At 71.0% G+C, this 19,135-nt stretch carries 14 protein-coding genes; 10 read left to right on the top strand and 4 right to left on the bottom strand.

The window, feature by feature from the left end; all coding sequences use genetic code 11:
- The first annotated feature begins 98 nt into the window (after positions 1-98).
- The 9 genes from QSK18_RS24920 to QSK18_RS24880 all read left to right on the top strand — a co-directional run bounded on the left by QSK18_RS24920 (position 99) and on the right by QSK18_RS24880 (position 10,686).
- Positions 99-470 (top strand): hypothetical protein, encoded by a 372-nt coding sequence (locus QSK18_RS24920; protein WP_232813784.1) that lies wholly within the window; start codon positions 99-101, stop codon positions 468-470.
- 9 nt (positions 471-479) lie between these two features.
- Positions 480-2,765, top strand: a complete 2,286-nt coding sequence (dnaG, locus tag QSK18_RS24915) for a DNA primase (RefSeq protein ID WP_285623915.1) — start codon at positions 480-482, stop codon at positions 2,763-2,765.
- A 39-nt stretch (positions 2,766-2,804) separates the two neighbouring features.
- Positions 2,805-3,377, top strand: a complete 573-nt coding sequence (locus tag QSK18_RS24910) for a hypothetical protein (RefSeq protein WP_232813786.1) — start codon at positions 2,805-2,807, stop codon at positions 3,375-3,377.
- Positions 3,378-4,139: 762 nt separating this feature from the next.
- Complete coding sequence (locus QSK18_RS24905) at positions 4,140-4,676, top strand: MarR family winged helix-turn-helix transcriptional regulator (RefSeq protein ID WP_285623912.1); 537 nt, start codon at positions 4,140-4,142, stop codon at positions 4,674-4,676.
- A gap of 42 nt (positions 4,677-4,718) precedes the next feature.
- On the top strand, positions 4,719-7,235 hold the full coding sequence (locus tag QSK18_RS24900; RefSeq protein ID WP_285623911.1) for a glycosyltransferase: 2,517 nt from the start codon (positions 4,719-4,721) through the stop codon (positions 7,233-7,235).
- Positions 7,232-7,576 carry a hypothetical protein gene (locus QSK18_RS24895; protein WP_232813789.1) on the top strand — a complete coding sequence of 115 codons (345 nt, stop codon included), beginning with the start codon at positions 7,232-7,234 and terminating at the stop codon, positions 7,574-7,576. Before QSK18_RS24900 ends, QSK18_RS24895 begins: the two co-directional genes overlap by 4 nt.
- Before the next feature lie 57 nt (positions 7,577-7,633).
- Positions 7,634-8,065 carry a YciI family protein gene (locus QSK18_RS24890; RefSeq protein ID WP_232813790.1) on the top strand — a complete coding sequence of 144 codons (432 nt, stop codon included), beginning with the start codon at positions 7,634-7,636 and terminating at the stop codon, positions 8,063-8,065.
- Positions 8,066-8,080: 15 nt separating this feature from the next.
- Positions 8,081-9,325, top strand: a complete 1,245-nt coding sequence (locus QSK18_RS24885; RefSeq protein ID WP_269810893.1) for an RNA polymerase sigma factor — start codon at positions 8,081-8,083, stop codon at positions 9,323-9,325.
- Positions 9,326-9,399: 74 nt separating this feature from the next.
- A complete protein-coding gene (locus QSK18_RS24880) occupies positions 9,400-10,686 on the top strand; it encodes a hypothetical protein (RefSeq protein ID WP_232813791.1) in 1,287 nt (428 codons plus the stop codon).
- Between the two features lie 22 nt (positions 10,687-10,708).
- Here the strand turns inward: QSK18_RS24880 and QSK18_RS24875 are convergent, their stop codons facing one another.
- The 4 genes from QSK18_RS24875 to QSK18_RS24860 all read right to left on the bottom strand — a co-directional run bounded on the left by QSK18_RS24875 (position 10,709) and on the right by QSK18_RS24860 (position 16,154).
- A complete protein-coding gene (locus tag QSK18_RS24875; protein WP_232813792.1) occupies positions 10,709-11,359 on the bottom strand; it encodes a hypothetical protein in 651 nt (216 codons plus the stop codon).
- Complete coding sequence (locus QSK18_RS24870) at positions 11,356-14,163, bottom strand: TrbL/VirB6 family protein (RefSeq protein ID WP_285623903.1); 2,808 nt, start codon at positions 14,161-14,163, stop codon at positions 11,356-11,358. Before QSK18_RS24870 ends, QSK18_RS24875 begins: the two co-directional genes overlap by 4 nt.
- Positions 14,160-14,894, bottom strand: a complete 735-nt coding sequence (locus QSK18_RS24865; RefSeq protein ID WP_232813794.1) for a hypothetical protein — start codon at positions 14,892-14,894, stop codon at positions 14,160-14,162. Before QSK18_RS24865 ends, QSK18_RS24870 begins: the two co-directional genes overlap by 4 nt.
- A 75-nt stretch (positions 14,895-14,969) precedes the next feature.
- On the bottom strand, positions 14,970-16,154 hold the full coding sequence (locus QSK18_RS24860) for an NAD(P)/FAD-dependent oxidoreductase (protein WP_285623900.1): 1,185 nt from the start codon (positions 16,152-16,154) through the stop codon (positions 14,970-14,972).
- Positions 16,155-16,366: 212 nt separating this feature from the next.
- Between QSK18_RS24860 and QSK18_RS24855 the strand changes: the two genes are divergently transcribed.
- Positions 16,367-18,925 (top strand): sensor domain-containing diguanylate cyclase, encoded by a 2,559-nt coding sequence (locus QSK18_RS24855; protein ID WP_285623898.1) that lies wholly within the window; start codon positions 16,367-16,369, stop codon positions 18,923-18,925.
- Positions 18,926-19,135 lie beyond the last annotated feature (210 nt).

The raw sequence follows: 19,135 nt of genomic DNA, 5'->3' as shown, positions 1-19,135 counted from the left end.
TGACGCGTTCTTGCGGTTGCCGAAGCACTCGCTGACATGGAGCGCTGTCACTATCCGGCATCGGGCCGACGGACGGGACAGCGAGGCGTGAGCGAGCGTTGAGCAACACAGAATTCTTCCAGGAGCGGGCCGAGAGCTTCGAGCAGGCCCGGCGCCGGCTGGAGAGCCCGCGGGAGCGGGCCCGGGTCAAGGGCTCCCTGTCCGACACCGGCTCCCTGAACACCCGCCCGGCGGCCGCGCCGGTGCTGGCCCCCCGCACGATCACCTGGGGCAGCGCGTTCAAGATCAGCGTGGCCGTCTACTTCGCGCTGATCGGGGTGCTGGTCACCGTGGCACTACTGACCGTGCTCGGGCTGCGGCTGCTGGCCGGGCCGAGCGGCACCCTGGACGGGATCACCGTGAAGTGGGCGCCGGTGTCCAGTTCGTCCTCGGGCGACCTGCCCGACGCCACAGTGCCCGGGACGACCTAGAATCACTGGGTGAGGATCCGCCGGGAGGACGTAGAAGCCGTCCGTGAGCGGTCCCGGATCGACGAGATCGTCTCCGAGCACGTCACGCTGCGGCCGGCCGGGGTCGGGGCGCTCAAGGGTCTGTGCCCGTTCCACGACGAGAAGACGCCGTCGTTCAACGTGCGCCCGACCGTGGGCTACTACCACTGCTTCGGCTGCGACAAGGGCGGCGACGTCATCTCCTTCGTGATGGAGATCGACCACCTGAACTTCGCCGAGGCGGTCGAGCGGCTGGCCCAGCGCCTGGGCATGGAGCTGCGCTACGAGGACGAGGGCGGCAACGACGGCCAGAAGCCCCGTGAGGGCCTGAACCAGCGGCGCCGGCTGCTCGAGGCCAACCGGGCGGCCGCCCAGTTCTTCGCCGAGCAGCTGGGCACCGCGCCGGACGCCTCCAAGGGCCGCCAGTTCCTGGTCGACCGCGGTTTCGACCAGTCCGCGGCCGAGCACTTCGGGGTCGGGTTCGCCCCGCGCGGCGGCGAGGTGCTCACCCGGCACCTGATCGGCCGCGGGTTCACCAGCGACGAACTGGTCGCCGCGGGCCTGACCGGGCAGGGCCGGCGCGGCCTGTACGACCGGTTCCGCGGCCGGCTGATCTGGCCGATCCGCGACGTCACGGGCGAGACGCTGGGCTTCGGCGCGCGCCGGCTGTTCGACGACGACGGCATCGAGGCCAAGTACCTCAACACCCCCGAGACCGTGCTCTACAAGAAGTCGCACGTGCTCTACGGCGTCGACCTGGCCAAGCGTGAGATCGCCAAGTCGCGCCAGGTGGTGGTGGTCGAGGGCTACACCGACGTGATGGCCTGCCACCTGGCCGGTGAGGGCACGGCGGTGGCCACCTGCGGCACCGCGTTCGCCACCGACCACATCCGGATCGTGCGACGGCTGATCGGCGACGACCGTAACTCCGGCGGCCGGGTGATCTTCACCTTCGACGGGGACGCGGCCGGGCAGAAGGCCGCGCTGCGGGCGTTCGAAGAAGATCAGCGGTTCGTCGCGCAGACCTACATCGCCCTCGCCCCCAAGGGGCTCGACCCGTGCGACCTGCGCCTTCAGCAGGGCAACGAGGCGGTGCGCGAGCTGATCGCCACGCGCCGGCCGATGTTCGAGTTCAAGATCCAGTCGATCATGAAGGAGGTCGACCTCTCCACCGCCGAGGGGCGCGTGCAGGGTCTGCGGCTGGCCGCCCCGGTGGTCGCCGGGATCAAGGACCCGGCGCTGCGCCCGGAGTACGCGCGGGAACTGGCCGGCTGGCTGGGCATGGAGGTCGAGCCGGTCAAGCAGGCGGTCAACCGGGCGCTGCGCGACCTGCGCTCCGGTACTCCTTCCGGCGCCGATCGAGGACGAAGGGACGCACCGGGTCAGTCCGGTCCCGGTAGCGCGTTCTCGGGTAACGGGCGAAGGAACGAGGGCCCGGCGGGTGGTGTGCGCCAGCCCGACGGTTCGTTCTTGCTGCCCGACGGTTCGTACCACCTGCCCCCGGCGGAGCCGAAGCAGAAGTGGAAGCGCGGAGAAGGTCAGGGGGGCCGCAGTTTCGGGGGCGGTAACCGCGACTGGCGGGCCCAGCACCAGAGCCAGAACAACGCGGGCGGCCCCGGCGCCGGTGCCAGTGCCAATAACGGTCAGGCGTGGCACCACGACGAACCCCCGCCCGACGACATGCCCCCGCCGCCGGAAGACGAGCCGCCGTACGAGGCGTACGCCGACGCGGTCGCCGCGCACCCGGGCGACCAGGCTGGAAGGCAACCTGCGCCGCCGAGGCGCTTCGAGCGTCCTAAATTGGAGCGCCCCAACCGCAACGACCCGGTCGCGGCGGTGGAGCGCCAGGCTCTGGAGTGCATGCTCCAGGTGCCCCGGCTGGTGCCTTCGGTGGAGACCGACGAGTTGCCCGCCGACGCCTTCGCCACGCCGCTCTACCGGGCCATCCACGAGGCGATCCGGGGAGCCGGTGGCATCGCCGTGGCGGTCGGGATGAACCCGGGCGCCTGGGTGGCCCTGGTGCAGGACTACGCGCCCGACCCGGTGGTCCCGATGATCACCGAGCTCGCGGTGGCCCCGCTGCCGACCCTGGAGGACGAGGTGGCCCTGGCCAAGTACGCGGCCGGGATCGTCCTGCACATCGCCGAGTCGCAGGTCGGCCGCGAGATCATGAATCTGCGGGCGGCGCTGCAGCAGGGTGAGGACGTCGGGATGCGTCTGCTGGAGCTGCAGATGCGTAAGCGTGACCTGTTCGAGCGTAAGCACGGTGCCATGTGATCTGCTGCTGGAACGTCCCCGAGTCGAGTGGGTGCTGAGATGCGTCTGGTTCCGCGACTGCCCCGCCTGATCAAGCTTCCCCAGCGGGTCACCATGCCCCCGGAGACCGAGAAGGCGCTCGGCCTGGACCAACCCCGGCAACCCCGGTTGCTGGCCTGGTCGGTGCTGGTCGGCGGCGGGGCGGCCGCGGCCACGGTGCGTGACCTGCGCATCGTCACCCCGCGCGGGGAGCGGATCGTGCGCAGCTGGAGCGAGGTGGACCACGCGGTCTGGGACCAGGACTCGGCGATGCTGGTGATCTGGTGGGTGGGTACGCGCAAGACCACGCCTCTGGAGATCCAGGACGACATCGGCCGCCTGCCCGAGGTGGTGCGGGAGCGGGTGCAGTCGTCGGTGGTGCTCACGGCGAGTGTGCCGATGCCACGCGGCAAACCGGCACGGGTGGCGCTGCGGCGCGATCCGGAGGGTCGGTTGGTCGCCCAGTCGCTGCTGCCCCCGGGGCTCAAGGCTGATGCTCCCGATGTGAAACCGGTGATCGACCAGGCTCTGGCCGATCTCTGGGCCGAGGCCGGCGAGCAGGGGCTCAACGCCGGCGCTCCTCCGGTGCTGTAGACCATGGTGATGATGGGGAGCGCAGACGGGGTGAGCGGCGAGGACGACTTCCGGTTTGCCCCGATCAGCTGGGCCCGGCCGCCGGGGCGACCGGCTGAGCCTGCTGAGCCGGTCGAGTCGGTCGAGTCGGTTGAAGAGCCTCAGGACGCCTGGGGCGGCGCTTCGTCTCCGGATGCCTGGATGGTCGAGCAGTCTCAGGACGCCTGGGTCGAGGAGCCGTCTCAGGGCGCCTGGGGCGGTGGTGAATCTCAGGACGCCTGGGGCGGGCAGTCCTCTCAGGTCGCCTGGGATGGTGGTCAGTCTCAGGACGCTTGGGTCGAGCAGTCGTCTCCGGGCGCCCTGGGAGCTGGTCAGACTCAGGACGCCTGGGTCGAGCAGTCGTCTCCGGGTGCCTTGGGTGCTGGTCAGTCTCAGGACGTTTGGGGTGAGCAGACGCCTCAGGGTGCCTTGCGTGGTGGTCAGTTTCAGGATGCTTGGGTTGAGGAGCCGTCTCACGGCGCCTCAGGGGCTGGTCAGACTCAGGACGCCCGTGGCGGGCAGTCCTCTCAGGTCGCCTGGAGCGGTGGTCAGTCTCAGAACGCCTGGGTCGAGCAGCCGTCCTCTCAGGAAGCCCTGAGCGAGCCGGAACCTCAGGATCTGTGGGGTGCTTCTCAGCCTTCGGCCCGGGCCCTGCCTGTCCCGAAAGCCCCTGCGGCCGTTCCGAATCCTCCGGTTGTGGCTCCGCCGGCGCCCTTCCCCGAGCCTTCGCCTTTTCCTGAAGCGGTGTCGGCCGAAGAGCCTGAAGAGCCTGAAGATGCCGAGCCGGCCGAAGAGAGCGTCACTGCCGAAGAGCCCGATCCGCTGGCCGACTCCGACCTCACCCACCTGTTGCGTCTGGCCCTGCAGACGGTGCGGGCCGAGACGATGACCGAGCTGGCCGCGGCCGGCTACGAGCAGCTCGGCCCGCTGCACGACCTGGCCTTCTCGGTGCTGCAGACCCGCGGCGGCTGCACCAGCGACGAGCTGGGCGAGGAGATCGGGGTGGCCACGCCGGAGGCGGTGAAGCTGGCCAAGGAGCTGGAGAAGCGCGGCTACCTGCGGCGCATCCCCGGGCCGCGCGGCCCTCGGCACCCGCACTACGTGATCACCAGCAAGGCCCAGCAGCACCTCCGGGCGGCCGGCTACGTCCAGGCCCGGCAGGAGGCCCGGCTGGCCGAGTGGCTCGGCGGGAACGGGCTCACCGAGCTGCGCACCCGCCTCGCCCAGCTGGTCCGGTCCCAGGCCGGAAGTGAAGTTCCGCCGCTGCGCCCGATCTGGTGACACTCGCTCAACACCGTCCAGGTCCCGCCGACGTCGCAGGGTGTGACGAGTAGCGCGGCGATCGACCCGATCGGCTCACAGCCGGTGCCGGGAGGTGTGGTCGGGCGGGTTCCGCAGCAGCGGGCCCCGGAGTCCGACCTGCTCGGCGACGTGCTGGTGGAGCGCGGGCTGCTCGCCGCGAGTGACCTGGCCTGGGCGCTCGACGTGCAGAAGCGCACCGGTTCCCGGCTCGGCGCGATCCTGATCGCCTCCGGTCTGGTGCGCCGCCTGGACCTGTACCGCACCCTGGCCCAGGTCTGGGACAGCGAGTTCGTCGACGTGGCGCACACCGTGATCGACCCGGAGCTGGTGGCCGGGCTGGAACCGCGCACCCTGGTGGACGAGGGCTGGATCCCGGTCCGCCGCGACCCCGACGGGGTGCTGGTGGTGGCCACCGCCGAGGAACCCAGCGCGGCCCGGTGCGGGCACATCGAGCAGCGGGTGGGAAGCCCGGTCCGGCTGATGGTGACCTCGGACTGGGACATCGCCCTGGCCATGCGTCAGGTCTTCCGGGAACAGCTGATCGACGAGGCCGCGAACGGGCTGTGGCAGCGCCATCCCGCGGCCTCGGCCCGCTCGGTGCTGTCCACCGCGCAGGCCGTGGCCGGGGTGGCCGCGATCGCGGTCGCCGTGCTCGGTGCGGTCTTCGCCCCGATGGTCTCGCTGCTCGTGCTGTCCATGCTGATCGCCGTCTTCTTCCTGGTCGGCGTGGTGTTCAAGTTCGTGGTCTGCGTGGTCGGGGCCCGCCGGGAGGCCGCGGTCCCGATCACCGACGAGGACGTGGCCGCGCTCACCGACGACGAACTGCCGGTCTACACGGTGCTGGTGCCGGTCTACCGCGAGGCCAACATCGTGGCCGACCTGATCGGCAACCTCGGCGGGCTGGACTACCCGGCCGAGAAGCTGGAGATCCTGCTCCTGCTGGAGGAGGAGGACGAGGAGACCCGCCGGGCCGCCGCGGCCGCCGACTGCCCGAGCACGATCACCTTCGTGGTGGTGCCCAAGGGCGGGCCGCAGACCAAGCCCAAGGCCTGCAACATCGGCCTGTTCTTCGCCCGCGGCGAGTTCCTGGTGATCTACGACGCGGAGGACCGGCCGGAGCCGGACCAGCTGAAGAAGGCGGTGATCGCGTTCCGCCGGGCGCAGGCCCAGGACAACGACAAGCTGGTCTGCGTGCAGGCCGCACTGAACTACTGGAACGCCGACGAGAACGCGCTGACCAGGATGTTCACTCTGGAGTACAGCTTCTGGTTCGACTACATGCTGCCCGGTCTGGAGGCCCTGCGGCTGCCCATCCCGCTGGGCGGCACGTCGAACCACTTCCGCACCCAGCCGCTGCGCGACCTGGGCGGCTGGGACCCGTACAACGTCACCGAGGACGCCGACCTGGGCATCCGGGCGGCCTCGCTCGGCTACACCGTGGGCGTGATCAACTCGACCACGTACGAGGAGGCCAACCGGGCCTACGGCAACTGGATCCGGCAGCGTTCCCGCTGGATCAAGGGCTACCTGCAGACCACGCTGGTGCACACCCGGCACCCGGTGCGGCTGGTGCGGGAGGCCGGCGCCGTGCAGGCCCTGGCCTTCGCCCTGCTGGTCGGCGGCACACCGTTGTCGTTCCTGCTCTCGCCACCGTTGTACGCGCTGTTCCTGACCAGCCTGGTGATGCCGATCGAGGCGCTGAGCGCGATCTTCCCCTCGCCGATCCTCGAGATCAGCCTGGCCAACCTGCTGCTGGGCAACGCGATGATGATCTACGTGACGATGATGGGCGCCTTCAAGCGCCGTCGTTACCGGCTGGTGCCCTGGGCGCTGCTGAACCCGGTCTACTGGATGATGCACTCGGTGTCGGCGTACAAGGCGCTCTGGCAGCTGATCACCAAGCCGCACTACTGGGAGAAGACGACCCACGGCCTGTCGGGCGCCCACGCTCCCGCCGCCGACCCAGCCCTTGCCGCGCTCCCAGCTCCCGCTGCGCTCCCAGCCCCCGCTGCGCTGTCGGCTCCCGCTGCGCTGCCGGCTCCCGCCGGGCAGACCGCGCTGCTGGCGTCCGGGGCTGTGGCTCCGGCAACGGCTCCGGTTCTCGCAGCAACGCCCGCCCCTTCTCCGGTCTCCGGTGTGGTGCCTGCCCAGACCTCGGCCCACCCCATCACCGCTGCGGCCCCGACCGCCGCCTCGCCCACCGACTTCGCGGCCGCCGACCCGACCGCCATCGCCGCCCCGGCGGCGTCAACTACCGCCGCGACTGCCGCAGCCGTGGCCTTGACCGCTGCAACTACGGCCCCGACTGCCGCAGCCGAGGCTTTCACCGCCGTATCTACAGCCCCGGCTGCCGCAACCCCGGCCTCGCCCGCCGCAACCACGCCCGCGACCGGCACCACAGCCGCTTCGACCGCCGACACCGAGAAGGCTTCCGTAGGCCTGTTCACCCGGGCCCTGACCCGTCTGCGCACTCGCACCCCCAAACCCGCGCCCTACCAGCGCACCCCGCCGCGCATCGTCTACCCGGAGCCGCTGTGATCGGCGACCTGCCGCTCGACCTACCCCGGCACCTGGAGCTCTGGCTCGCCGTCTTCGGTGGCGCCGTCCTGGTCTTCCTGTTGCTGCGCGCCCTGCGCCGGTTCACCATCCACGGCTCCACCGCCGAGGGGCTCCTGGCCGGCCTGATCTTCGGCATGCTGGTCCTGATCGAGCCGCTGGCCCTGATCCCGGTCGCCGTGCTGGTCGCGATCGGCGCAGTGGTCACGGCCCGGCACCGCCCCGGTGAGTCCGGCGCCGCCTTCGCCGCCACCTGCCTGTTGCTCTTTCCGGCTGCCGCCGCGTTCGGCTCGTCCGCGTTCCTGAGCTGGCGTCTGGGATAGCCAAGAACTTTCTTACGGACGTTTGTCGAGAACCCGTCCGCCCGATCGTCGAGTTCGGTGAAGGCTGAGAACAGCCGGATCCGTGACGACGAGGGGAACGACCAAGTGCGCTATCTGGTGATTCTGAAGGCGGCCGAGAACCAGCTGGGCGGTAACCCGCCGCCGGAGTTGTTCGCCGCCATCGCCAAACTCGGCGAGGAGGCCACCAAGGCCGGGGTACTGCTCGACACCGGGGGACTGACCCCGGTGTCGGCCGGCGCCGAGGTCCGGCTGGAGGGCGGGAAGATCACGGTGACCGACGGGCCGTTCACCGAGGCCAAGGAGACGATCACCAGCTACGCCATGTACGAGCTGCGCAGCCAGGAGGAGGCGGTCGAGTGGACCAGCCGGTTCCTGCGCTGCCATCAGGAGCTCTGGCCGGGCTGGGAAGGTAGCTCCGAGATCCGTCGGGTGATGGGGCCGGAGGACTTCACCAACTTCCCCGGCTAGTGGTTGGGTGCGGGGATGGCCGAGCCGTCCCCGCACGCCCTGATCGAAGGTGTCTGGCGGGTCGAGGCCACCCGCATCGTCGCGTTCGTGACCCGTCTGGTGCGCGACGTCGGAGTGGCCGAGGAGATCGCGCAGGACTGCCTGGTCTCCGCCCTGGAGCAGTGGCCGGTCCGGGGTACGCCGCAGAATCCGGCGGCGTGGCTGATGACGACCGCTCGTAACCGGGCCGTCGACCGGATCCGGCGGGACGCGAAACTCGCCGAGAACCTGGCCGAGCTGGGCCACCGGATCCAGGACCACGACGAGGGCCTCCCGATCGATCCGGACGCGATTGAGGACGACGTCCTGCGGCTGATCTTCGTCGCCTGCCACCCGGTCCTGCCCACCCCGGGCCGGGTGGCCCTGGCCCTGCGCCTGCTCGGCGGGCTGAGCACGGCCGAGATCGCCCGCGCCTTCCTGGTGCCGGAGGCCACGGTGGCGCAGCGGATCAGCCGGGCCAAGCGCACGCTCGCCCAGCAGCGGGTGCCGTTCGAGGTGCCCGCCCCGGACGTGCGCCCGGCCCGGCTGGCCTCGGTCCTCGAGGTCACCTACCTGATCTTCAACGAGGGGTACTCGGCCAGCTCCGGCGACGATCTGCTGCGCCCCGCGCTCTGCCAGGACGCCCTGCACCTGGGCCGCACCCTGGCCGGGCTGATGCCGCAGGAGCCCGAGGTGCACGGGCTGGTCGCGTTGATGGAGATCCAGGCCTCCCGGCTGGCGAGCAGAACTGGGGACGATGGTGAGCCGGTCCCGCTGGACCGGCAGAACCGGGGTCGCTGGGACCAGTTGCTGATCCGGCGCGGCCTGGCCGCACTGGAGAAGGCGCAGGAGCTGGGCGGCACCTTCGGGCCGTACGTGCTGCAGGCCTCGATCGCGGCCTGCCATGCCCGCGCCCGCAGCCCGGAGGAGACCGACTGGATGCGCATCGCCGCGCTCTACCAGGTCCTGTTCACCGTGCTGCCCTCACCGGTGGTCGCGCTGAACCGGGCCGTCGCCGTCGGCCGGGCCCTGGGCCCGCAGGCCGGGCTCGAGGCGGTGGAGGCACTGGCCGAGGAACCCGCCCTGCGCGACTACCACCTGCTGCCCGGCGTCCGGGCCGACCTGCTGGCCCGGCTGGGCCGCGCCGACGAGGCCCGGGCCCAGTTCGGGTTGGCCGCCTCGATGGCCACCAACGCCCGCGAGCGCGAGGCGCTGCTGGCCCGGGCCCGTGAACTTTCGTGACTGATCGTGCCCAGATTCACCCGGATTCGTCGTAAGCCGGGCTCGACGCCGGATCGTTCGCCTATTGTCCTGCTGTGCTGAAAGCGGTCCGTGAGGCGTTCGTGGTGGTGGGGGCCGGTGCGAAGCTCTGGCTGCAGCACTGGCCGGTCCTGCTCACCATCGCGCTGTTCGCCCTGGCGGCCCGGATGGGCGCGATCTGGGCGGCCGTGCGGATGAGCGACATCTACAACACCCTCGGCGTGCTCACCCTGGTGCTGGCCCCGCTCTCGGCGGTGACCGGCATCGTGCTGATGCTCTACGCGCTGCGGCACTCGCTGCCCTCGCTCGCCCAGGCCGCCGACACCGTCGGCCCGGAAGACCCGATCCGCCATCGGGAACGCCGGCTGCTCGACATGCTGGCCAGCGTCCTGGTGCCGTTCCTGGCCGTCTACGCCACCTACGGGTTCCTCAAAGAGGACATCGACCGGTACCTCAACTCGCTGTTCGGCGAGGAGTTCGCGCAGAACGACTACTTCGGCGGCGCCTCCGGGGTCAGCAACGACACCTCCCGCTTCGACATCGGCAGCGGCTGGGTGCTGGTGGCCGTCATCGTGGTGGCCGTGGTGCTCAAGTTCGGCCTGGCCAAGCTTGAGGGCCGCAAGGCGCTGTGGGGTCTGGGCCTGCTCGGCGGTTACGTGGAGGCGGTCTGGATGGTCGCCATCGCGGCGCACTTCCGCGACTTCAAGAACATCGGCTGGACGTGGGCCGAGAGCCGGCGCGGCCTGGAGATGTTCATCGAGGGCTGGGAGTCGCTGCTGGACAAGCTCGGCCCGTTCGCCGACGCCGTCGACGCCACCGGTGCGTTCGTCATCGGGATCCTCAGCAGCGTGGACTCGCTGGTCGTGCTGCCGGTGGCCTGGCTCACCGTCGGAGCGGTCGTCTACGGGCACAAGCTGGTCGAGCCGCCGCCCCCGCCGCAGCCACGCATCCTGCGGATGGTGCCCGGCCCGGTGCAGCGCTGGGGCGGGGAGCTCACCGGCGAGGTGAAGGAGCGCTTCACCGGCCTCACCGGAGGGCTGCGTCAGCTGGCGGTAGCCGGTCTGGCGCCGATGCTGATCTTCGCCCTCGCCTTCCTGGCCGCCCAGCGGCTGGAAGACGCCCTGAACGAGCTGGCCCGCTGGATCGTGGGCCCGCAGGCGGCCTCCCCGTGGCTGGCCTTCACCCCGCACATCACCACGATCACCCGGGCCGTCGGCCTGACCGTGACCGTGTGCCTGCTGGCCGCCGCGGTCGAGCGGGTCCTGGCCACCGGCGGGGCGACGCCGGAAGGCGCGCAGGACCAGCAGGACCAGCAGGAAGAACCGACCGGTCAGCAGGCCTGACCACCTCTGGACGAGGGACCGGTCAGGAGCCGGCGCGGAAGGCGATGTACTCCGGGATCTCCCACCAGAGGTCGAACTCGCTGACCACCGCGTCCTTCGGGATCACCCAGGCCCGCTTCAGCGAGTACTCCTTCGGCCGCGGCTCCTCGTCCGGGCCGGGCATCTCCAGCTTGCCGAACAAGGTCATCGGACCGGGAGTGCTCACCGGGGTGCACACCGAGCCCGCCTCGATCTCACCCACCATGCTCTGCTGGTAGGCGTACTGGGTGCCGTCGTCGCCGCGCAGCATCCCCTGGCACCCGGCCAGCGGCATGTTCGGGTCGGCCGCCACCGACAGGCTGACCTCGACCGCCTTGGTGCCCTCGGGCAGTTCGGTCCCCAGCGAGCCGGCCGACACCTCGGCGTCGGTCATGGTGCGCACCGAGTCCAGTCGCACCCGCAGCGACATGACGTGCTTGCCGTCGTCGAGTTCGTACGGCTGCGAGTACTCGAACCACTCGCCCTGCTCGGCCACCACCGGATCGTGCAGGTCGGCCTCCCACCAGTACGTCTTCACCCGGTCCGAGCTGGCCGCGAGAGCCAGGACGGTGGCCAGCGGCATCAGGCCCAGACCCCAGCGGTTGCGGGAGAGCCAGCCGGTCCGGCGGTTGGAGTGCCGGGCGAAGGACTTCACTCCGGTACCACCGGGCCCTCACAGGGGGCCTCGGCCTCGGCTGCCGCCTCCTGGTTCTGGCCGGGCGGGAGGTCCGAGGACTCGCCGACGGTGATCGTCTCGGCGTTCTTGACCCAGGCGTCCACGTCCTTCTGACTGATGCCCAGGTCGATGTCGGTCATGTCGTCCTGCTTGGTGTACAGCTCGTTCAGGGCCAGCCGGAGCCGGGCGCCGGCCACCCGCTCCTTCGGCATCTCGATCATCACGGTGGCGTAGCGGGCCACCCCGGCCTGGGCCGAGCCCATGTCGAACGAGGAACGACCGAGCGTCGACGTGGTGTAGAGCCGCCCCTCGCTGTCCTCGATCGCCGCGTACTGGAACTGCGCGGCGCGGCCCTTGGGCACGATCTTCACCGGCACCACGACGAAGACGCCGGGGGAGCGGAAGGTGCCGTTGAAGCCGGCCGAGACACAGGCCGAGCCCTGCGCGTCGGTCGCCGTCACCTGGGCGTAGCGCAGGTCGACGGGCTTGCCCACGGTGCCCTCGCGCAGGAACGGACGGGTCTGGCCGAGCACGTCGTCGGAGTACTGACTGACGAATCGGCCCACCGCGAGCGCGACGATGATCAGGACGGCCACTCCGGCCCGGGTGCGGTAGCTGACCCGCCGCTTGCCGTTCCGGCCGCCGCGGGGCGGGTTGCCGTGCCCGCGCGGAGGACGGCCGTGGGCGCCTCGGTACCCAGCCTGGTTGTCCCAGTCGTTCTGGTCGCCGTAGCCGGGGTCGTCGGGCCACGGCCCGCCGAGCAGACGGCCTCCGCGCTGACGGATCTGGTCGTACTCGTGCTCAGGGTCGGGGAAACCGCCCTGACGAGGCTGCTCGGGGCCGCGGTACTGGTCACGGGCGCCAGCGTTGGACCCAGCGTTGGAGCCGGGGTTGGCACCGGAGTTCGAGCCGGAGCTGTAGGACTCGGACTCGTAGTCGTCGCGCTGGTACGGCTCCTGGCGGGCCGGGGCCGCCCAGCCCTGGCCGCCACTGTTGCCGCCCTGGGTGGGGCCGGTCTGCGGACCCCAGCCCGGCACCTCGTCGCCAGGGGAGTCCCAGCCCCGGGCGCGCTCGGGCGCCCGGCGGGTCTCGTCCTGGCCGGGGTAGCCCTGCTGGGGTGCGTTCCAGCCGTCCGGTGCGCGGCGAGTTTCGTCCTGCGCGGAGTAGTTCTGCGCCGCGTTCTGGCCCTCGCCGGCCCGCCGCGTTTCGTCCTGGGACGGGTAGTCGTCCTGGGGGTCGTCCCAGCCGTCGGGTCCGCGGCGGGCTTCGTCCTGCCGGGATGAGTTACCCCAGCCGTCGGGTGCCCGGCGGGTCTCGTCCTGAGAGGGGTAGTCGTCCCGAGGGTTGTCCCAGCCGTCCGGTGCGCGCCGGGTCTCGTCCTGGGAGGCGTAGCCACCCTGGGGCGTGTTCCAGCTCTCCTGCTGGCCATTTCGGGCGTCGGGTGCGCGCCGGGTTTCGTCCTGGCGGGAGGGGGCGTCCTGGCGGCTGTCCCAGCCATCGGGTGCGCGGCGGGTCTCGTCCTGGGAGGCGTAGTCGTCCTGGGGGGCGTTCCAGCCGTCGGGTGCGCGGCGGGTTTCGTCCTGCCGGGAGGGGCTGTCCTGGCGGCTGTCCCAGCCATCGGGTGCGCGGCGGGTTTCGTCTTGGGACTGGTAGTCGTCCTGGGGGGCGTTCCAGCTGTCGGGTCCGCGGCGGATTTCGTCCTGCCGGGAGGAGTTGTCCTGGCGGCTGCCCCAGCCGTCCGGCGCGCGGCGGGTCTCGTCCTGAGAGGCGTAGCCGCCCTGGGGCGTGTTCCAGTTCTCCTGCGCGGCATTCCGGCCGTCGGCTGCACGCCGGGTCTCGTCCTGCTCGGCGTAGTTCTCCGAGTAGCTCTCGGCCGGTCCACCGGCATAGCGGTTGAGCTGCTGCGACGGCTGCACCTGCTGCCACCCGGACGGCTGCTCACCGGTGGCCGAGCGCCCTTGCTGGTACCGAGGGTCGTCCCACCCCGGCGCCTCACCCTGGATCTGCGGCTGAGCGCCGGTCTGCCCGGGCTGGTAGTCCTCGAACGGGGCGTAGTCGTCACCGAGCGGCTGCTGGAAACCGCCGGGCGAGGTACGCGGGTAGTTCTGCTGGTAGTCGCGCAGAGGCCGACGGGGGGCCTCGGCGCGCTCTGCCGCCTGGTCGGCGTACGGCGCGGCCGTCGGCTGCTCTTCCCGCGGCTGAGATGCCTGACCGCCGGTTCGAGTGCTCTGGCCGCCGGTGCGCGTGGACTGGCCGCCCGTCCCAACAGCCTGACCGCCGGTCCCAACAGCCTGACCGCCGGTCCCAACAGCCTGACCGCCGGTCCCAACAGCCTGACCGCCGGTACGAACAGCCTGGCCACCCGTGCGCACCGACTGACCGCCGGTGCGAAGAGCCTGACCACCGGTCTGCTGATCGTTGGCAGCCTGACGGGCACCGGTGAAGAACGCGCTGCCCCCGGCCGTGGCCGGGTAGGACACCGGCGGCCGGTAGTCAGCCTGGGTCTGCCGGGAATCGGCCGCGAACAGGCTGGCAGCCTCTTCCTTCATGGCCTCGGCGGCTCCGGCCCAGCGCTGGTGGGCGTGGTCGCGCGGACGCTCGCCCTCCGGGGCCTCCCAGCCGGCGGCCAGCGGGATGGGGCGCCCGGTGACGTCGCGGTACACCGGCGGGGGCCAGACCTCGCCCTCCTTGCCCGGACGGGCCTTGGCCAGCTCCTCGGGCTCGGACCGGTCCTGCGGCCCGGTCACCAGTGTCGGCCTACCGTGGTCGTTCTCGTTGCTCACCCGGCCGCCGCCTCTGTCTCCTCGTTCGTGTCGTCCTGCGCGTCAGCCGACTTCTCCGGCGGTAGCACCGCCAGACTCGACTCGGCCTTCACCACCGGGTCCAGCCACATCTCCACCTGGTCGAAGGAGTTCGGCCGCAGGGTGTGCGCGACCAGTTGCACCGTGACCTTCTGCGCAGGCTCGGCGTCCGCCTTCTGCTCGTACAGGTACACGGCCTGGTAAGTCATTCCCGGCTGCAGTGGGCTCAGCTGGGTGCTGTCGGGGAAGTGCACCAGCTGGTCGGGACCGACCCGGTCGGTGCGGTCGTCCTCGATGGTCGTGGTCAGGTCCATCTCCGGCGGCTTGGGCAGGCCCTCCACGTCGCTGACGGTGAGGGCCTCCTTCGCGTAGTAGGGCAGCAGCGTCTCGTCCGAGGTGTTCTTCACGTCCGCGACGATCGCCAGCCACCGGTTCCCCTCCGCGCTGGTGGGGAAACCGGGAAGTTCCGACACCCAGAGCAGGCGCCGGATCGTGATGTCGAACGGGTCCGCGGTCATCGTTCTGCCCACCACGACGTCGGTGGAGGCGGCGCTTCCCTGGGCCTCCTCCAGGCCGCCGAAAGCCGCGGTCGTGCCCAGCACGATCGCGGTGACTCCGACGCCGAGGTTGCGCAGTGGCTGCTCGAGAAGACGGCTCGCCACCCGGCTGCCTTCGGGCGCCGGTTCTTCGGTGGGTGCGGACGGTTGGGACATCGGGACGGATTCTAGGGACAACCCCCAGGGGTTGGATGGGCTTATGCCGGTATATGACTGCGCGGAGTAGATTGGCTACTTTGTGTTGATGGCCGGTAGCTCGTAGCTCGGACGGGCCCCGAAGCGCTCGGCGGACCGGCTGCCCACTTCCACCGTTGCCGTGGCCCCGAGGTAGAGGTCGCGCATCACCTCGCCGGCGGCCGGCGCCATCGCCAGGCCCTGCCCGGAGAAGCCGGTGCAGTAGAGAAAACGAGAGACGTCGGCGGCCTCACCGATCAGGGCGTTGCGGTCCGGTGTCATCTCGTGGAGCCCGGCCTGGCTGTGGCGGACGCCGACCTCGCCCAGCCCGGGCACCCGCACGGCCATCGCCCGGGCCAGGTCGTCGAGCCAGCTCTCGGCCGGGTTCTGGTCGAAGGCCCAGCTCTCCTGCTGCTCGGCGGCGCTCAGCAGCAGGCCGGAGCCCTCGGGCCGGAAGGCGAAGGAGGTGCCGAGGTCGACGGTGAACGGCAGGCCCGCCGGCAGGTCGGGGACGGGCGTGCTGAGCGCGGTCGGCACGCGCAGTGGCCGGACCGGCAGTTCCACCCCGGCCCATTCCCCGATCCGGCCCGACCAGGCGCCGGCCGTGCAGATCACGGTGCTGGTGGCGATCCGCCCGGCGGGGCTGAGAACCGCCTGGATCCGGCCGTTCTCGACGTGGATTCCGGTCGCCGGGGTGCCGGTGAGAATCTCCACCCCCAGCTTGCGCGCGGCGCCGGTGTAGCCGGCCACCACCGCCTCCGGCGAGCAGTACCCGTCTTCCGGTGAGTAGGCCGCCGCCAGCAGACCCTCGGTACTGATCAACGGTGCCAGCCGCCGAGCCTCCTCGGCATCGATCATCCGGCTCTTCCCACCCAGGGAGTTCTGCACCTTCACGGCGGCCTCGAAGGCCGCCACGTCAGCCGCGTCGTCGAGAAGGAACAGGTGCCCGCTGACCTGGAGTTCGACGTCCTTGCCGAGATCCCGGCCGAACCGGTGCAGGGCCTCCCGGCCGTGCTGCGCGAGCCGCACGTCCACCTCGTCGGCGAACAGCGTGCGCAGGCCGCCGGCGGCCTTGCCGGTGGAGCCGCTGCCCAGCTGCCGCCCCTCCAGCAGCACCACGTCCACACCGGCCGCGGCCAGGTGGTACGCCGTGCTGAGGCCCATCACCCCACCACCGATCACCACCACGTCGGCCTCGACGGGGGGAAGCGGTCGGGCGGAGCGCGGCGGTGAGATGGTCATGCGCAATGGTACGAAACCCCGCACGAGCGTTCCGGGACCGGGCGACCGAGGCGGCCGCATCCGTCCATAGTTGGTGCTCTTCTGGATGCTCTGACTCTGTGTGGCGCCCTTCTGAGCCGACCGGGTGAGCTGCGCCGGACCGCTCAGGCGCGGGCCCTCGTCCCCCGATCGAGTACTTGAACGTAGGGCTACAGCAGCGGGAGGCGAGGGGCGTGCCGAGATCGGGAGCGCGCATCCTCGTGTTCCTGATCGTTGCGGTGGTGGCCGGATTCCTGGCCTGGCTCGGGCACGACCCGCTCCGTCATCCCGGAGCCGGGGAGCCCGTCTTCTGGCCTCTGGCCGGATTCGGTGCAGTAGCGCTGGTCTACCTGTCGCCGAAGCTCTGGCCGTCGGTCGTGATCGGCCTGGTGACGGGGACCCTGGCCGTGGTGGTCGGGATCGCCCAGACCCCGGTCAACTTCGCCGGACTGGCAGCCGGCCTGTGCGAGAGCCTGCTGGTCGCGCTCCTGCTGCGCCGGCTCAGACCTCGCAGCGCGCTCGAGGAACGGCTGATGGACACGCCGCGGGTACTGGCCAGCGTGCTCGCCGCGAGCATGCTGGCCTCGGTGGTCTTCGCAGTGGCGGGGGGTGCCTCCGGCGAGCGCGCCGCGATCAGCCTGTGGGGCGAGTTCGTACGCAACCACCTGCTGGCGTTGCTGCTGGTCAGTCCATGCCTGGTGGTCTACATCAGCCGCCGGGAACTGCTCGGGCAGTTGCGTGAGTTCCGCCGCAACCTGGAATGGCTGCTCCAGCTGGGCGCGACCACCGTCCTGTCCGCGCTGCTCTTCCTGACCAACGACCACCTGTTCCCCTCGATGCTGCTGGTGCTGCCGCTGATCTGGGGGGCTCTTCGCCTGGGGCCGTTGCGCTCCACGGCCAGCCTGCTGGTCGGGGCCCTGATCATCACCGTGGGGACCAACCGGGGGATGGGCCGGATCGCGGCGTTCGACAGTTCCCGCGAAGGCCTGATCACGCTGCAGAGTTCCGTCGCCGTGATGGCCCTGGCGGTGATCTTCACGACGATCTCGGCGCGCCTGCGCGAACAGACCGTGGCCCTGCTGGCGCAGAGGACGGCCGACCTGAACGAGGCCGAGCGGCTGGCCGGGCTCGGCTCCTCGCGCTGGTACCCGGCCACCGGCCGGGCCACCTGGAGCGACGGCCTGCACCTGGTCCTGGGCACCGACCCGGAGAAGGACGTGCCGGGCACCGAGACCTACATGAGACGGGTGCATCCCGAGGACCGGGAACGGGTGGCCGCCGACATTGCTGCGCTGACCCAGGACGACGGCCGGGCCCAGACCACCGAGTACCGCATCGTCCGGCCGGACGGCGAAGTCCGGGACGTGGTCCTGCGGATGATCGCCGAACGCAATCGCGCCGGGGGCCTGCAGTACGTGTTCTTCACCGTCCAGGACGTGACCGAGGCACGCTCGGCCGCTGCCCGGGTGAGTCAGGCCCACGCCGAGCTGACCGCGGTGCTGAACGCGGTGACCGGGACGGCGATCCTGGGGACCGAGGGCAAGAACGGGAAGATCAGCTTCTTCAACGTGGGGGCCGAGCGGCTCTTCGGCTACCGGGCCGAGGAGGTGATCGGCAAGATCACCACCCTGGAGCTGCACGACCAGAAGGTCCTGGGCGGCTCGGACCCGCGGCGGCTGACCGCGGCGGGGATCGAGAGGAACGGGACCTACAGCGGACAGCGGATCTTCGCGCGCAAGGACGGCTCGACCTTCCCCGGCCAGCTCACCGTCACCGCGCAGGACGGGGCGGACGGGAAACTCATCGGCTTCATCGGCGTGGTCACCGACCTGACCAGCGTGCTGAGGACCCAGGAGGAGCTGGCCGAGAGCGAGAAACGCTTCCGCCTGGCCTTCGACACGGCCCCGATGGGCATGGCGATGGTCTCGCTCTCGTCGACTCAGCCCGGACGCTTCCTTCGGGTCAACGACGCCCTGTCCGAGTTCGCCGGAATGGGCCCGGCCGAGCTGCTCCGCGCCACCGTGGGCGACCTGCTCGAGGACCCCGAGCACTACGAGCAGTCACAGGACAACCTGCTGCGGCTCAAGAGCGGCGAGCTCGACACGGTGACCACGGTGCGCCGGCTGAACCGCCCGGACGGCGCCGAGCGCTGGGGCCGGGTCTCCGCCTCGGCGGTGCGCCCCGGCGGCGACCGCGAGCCCTACCTGATCCTCCTGATCGAGGACATCACCGCCCGCAAGGAACTCACCGACCGCCTCCAGCACGAGGCCGCCCACGACTCCCTGACCGGCCTGCCCAACCGCCTCCACCTGCACCGTCAGCTGGAAAGAGAGCTGCGGGAGCGGCATTCGGGCTACGTGGCGGTGCTCTACCTGGACCTGGACGGGTTCAAGGCGGTGAACGACACCCAGGGCCACGGCGCCGGCGACGAACTGCTGGTGCAGGTGGCCGACCGGATCGCGGCCTCGGTGCGGGCCTCCGACGTGGTGGCCCGGCTGGGCGGCGACGAGTTCGCGGTGCTCTGCCCGGGCATCCCCGACGCGGAGACTGCCCTGCAGACCGCCCGCCGCGTGCTGGCCGTGCTCTCCAAGGAGTTCGACCTGTCCGAGACCCGCGCCCGGGTGGGCGCGAGCATCGGCGTGGCGGTGGCGGTCGACGGAGACACCGGGCCGGAGCTGCTGCACGCGGCCGACCAGGCGATGTACGAGGCGAAGCGGGCGGGGAAAGGGGCTGTGCGGTTGAGCCTTCGGTGAGAGGTCAGAGCCGACGCGGGTTGGTGTGCACGGCGCAGGCCTGTGGTGCCCTCGCGTGGAGCGGGACAGAGGCGACGTTTCAGGGCGGGCCAGTGACAGCGCCCTGTGGATGGAGGCCGGCGCATCAAGAACGTTCGCGGAGCTGGACGATGTATGAAGAATTACCCCACTTCACGTTATGGATCGTACGGCCAGCGGTGAGAAAGCTGG

It is taken from the genome of Kineosporia sp. NBRC 101677, from assembly GCF_030269265.1.
Classification (GTDB): domain Bacteria; phylum Actinomycetota; class Actinomycetes; order Actinomycetales; family Kineosporiaceae; genus Kineosporia; species Kineosporia rhizophila.
This window is presented reverse-complemented; position numbering and strand designations above follow the sequence as displayed.

What these genes read in the sequence shown, in the direction of transcription:
- QSK18_RS24860 (WP_285623900.1), bottom strand. Translation starts at nt 16,154, where the DNA reads ATGACCATCTCACCGCCGCGCTCCGCCCGACCGCTTCCCCCCGTCGAG.
- QSK18_RS24910 (WP_232813786.1), top strand. Translation starts at nt 2,805, where the DNA reads ATGCGTCTGGTTCCGCGACTGCCCCGCCTGATCAAGCTTCCCCAGCGG.
- QSK18_RS24865 (WP_232813794.1), bottom strand. Translation starts at nt 14,894, where the DNA reads ATGTCCCAACCGTCCGCACCCACCGAAGAACCGGCGCCCGAAGGCAGC.
- QSK18_RS24885 (WP_269810893.1), top strand. Translation starts at nt 8,081, where the DNA reads ATGGCCGAGCCGTCCCCGCACGCCCTGATCGAAGGTGTCTGGCGGGTC.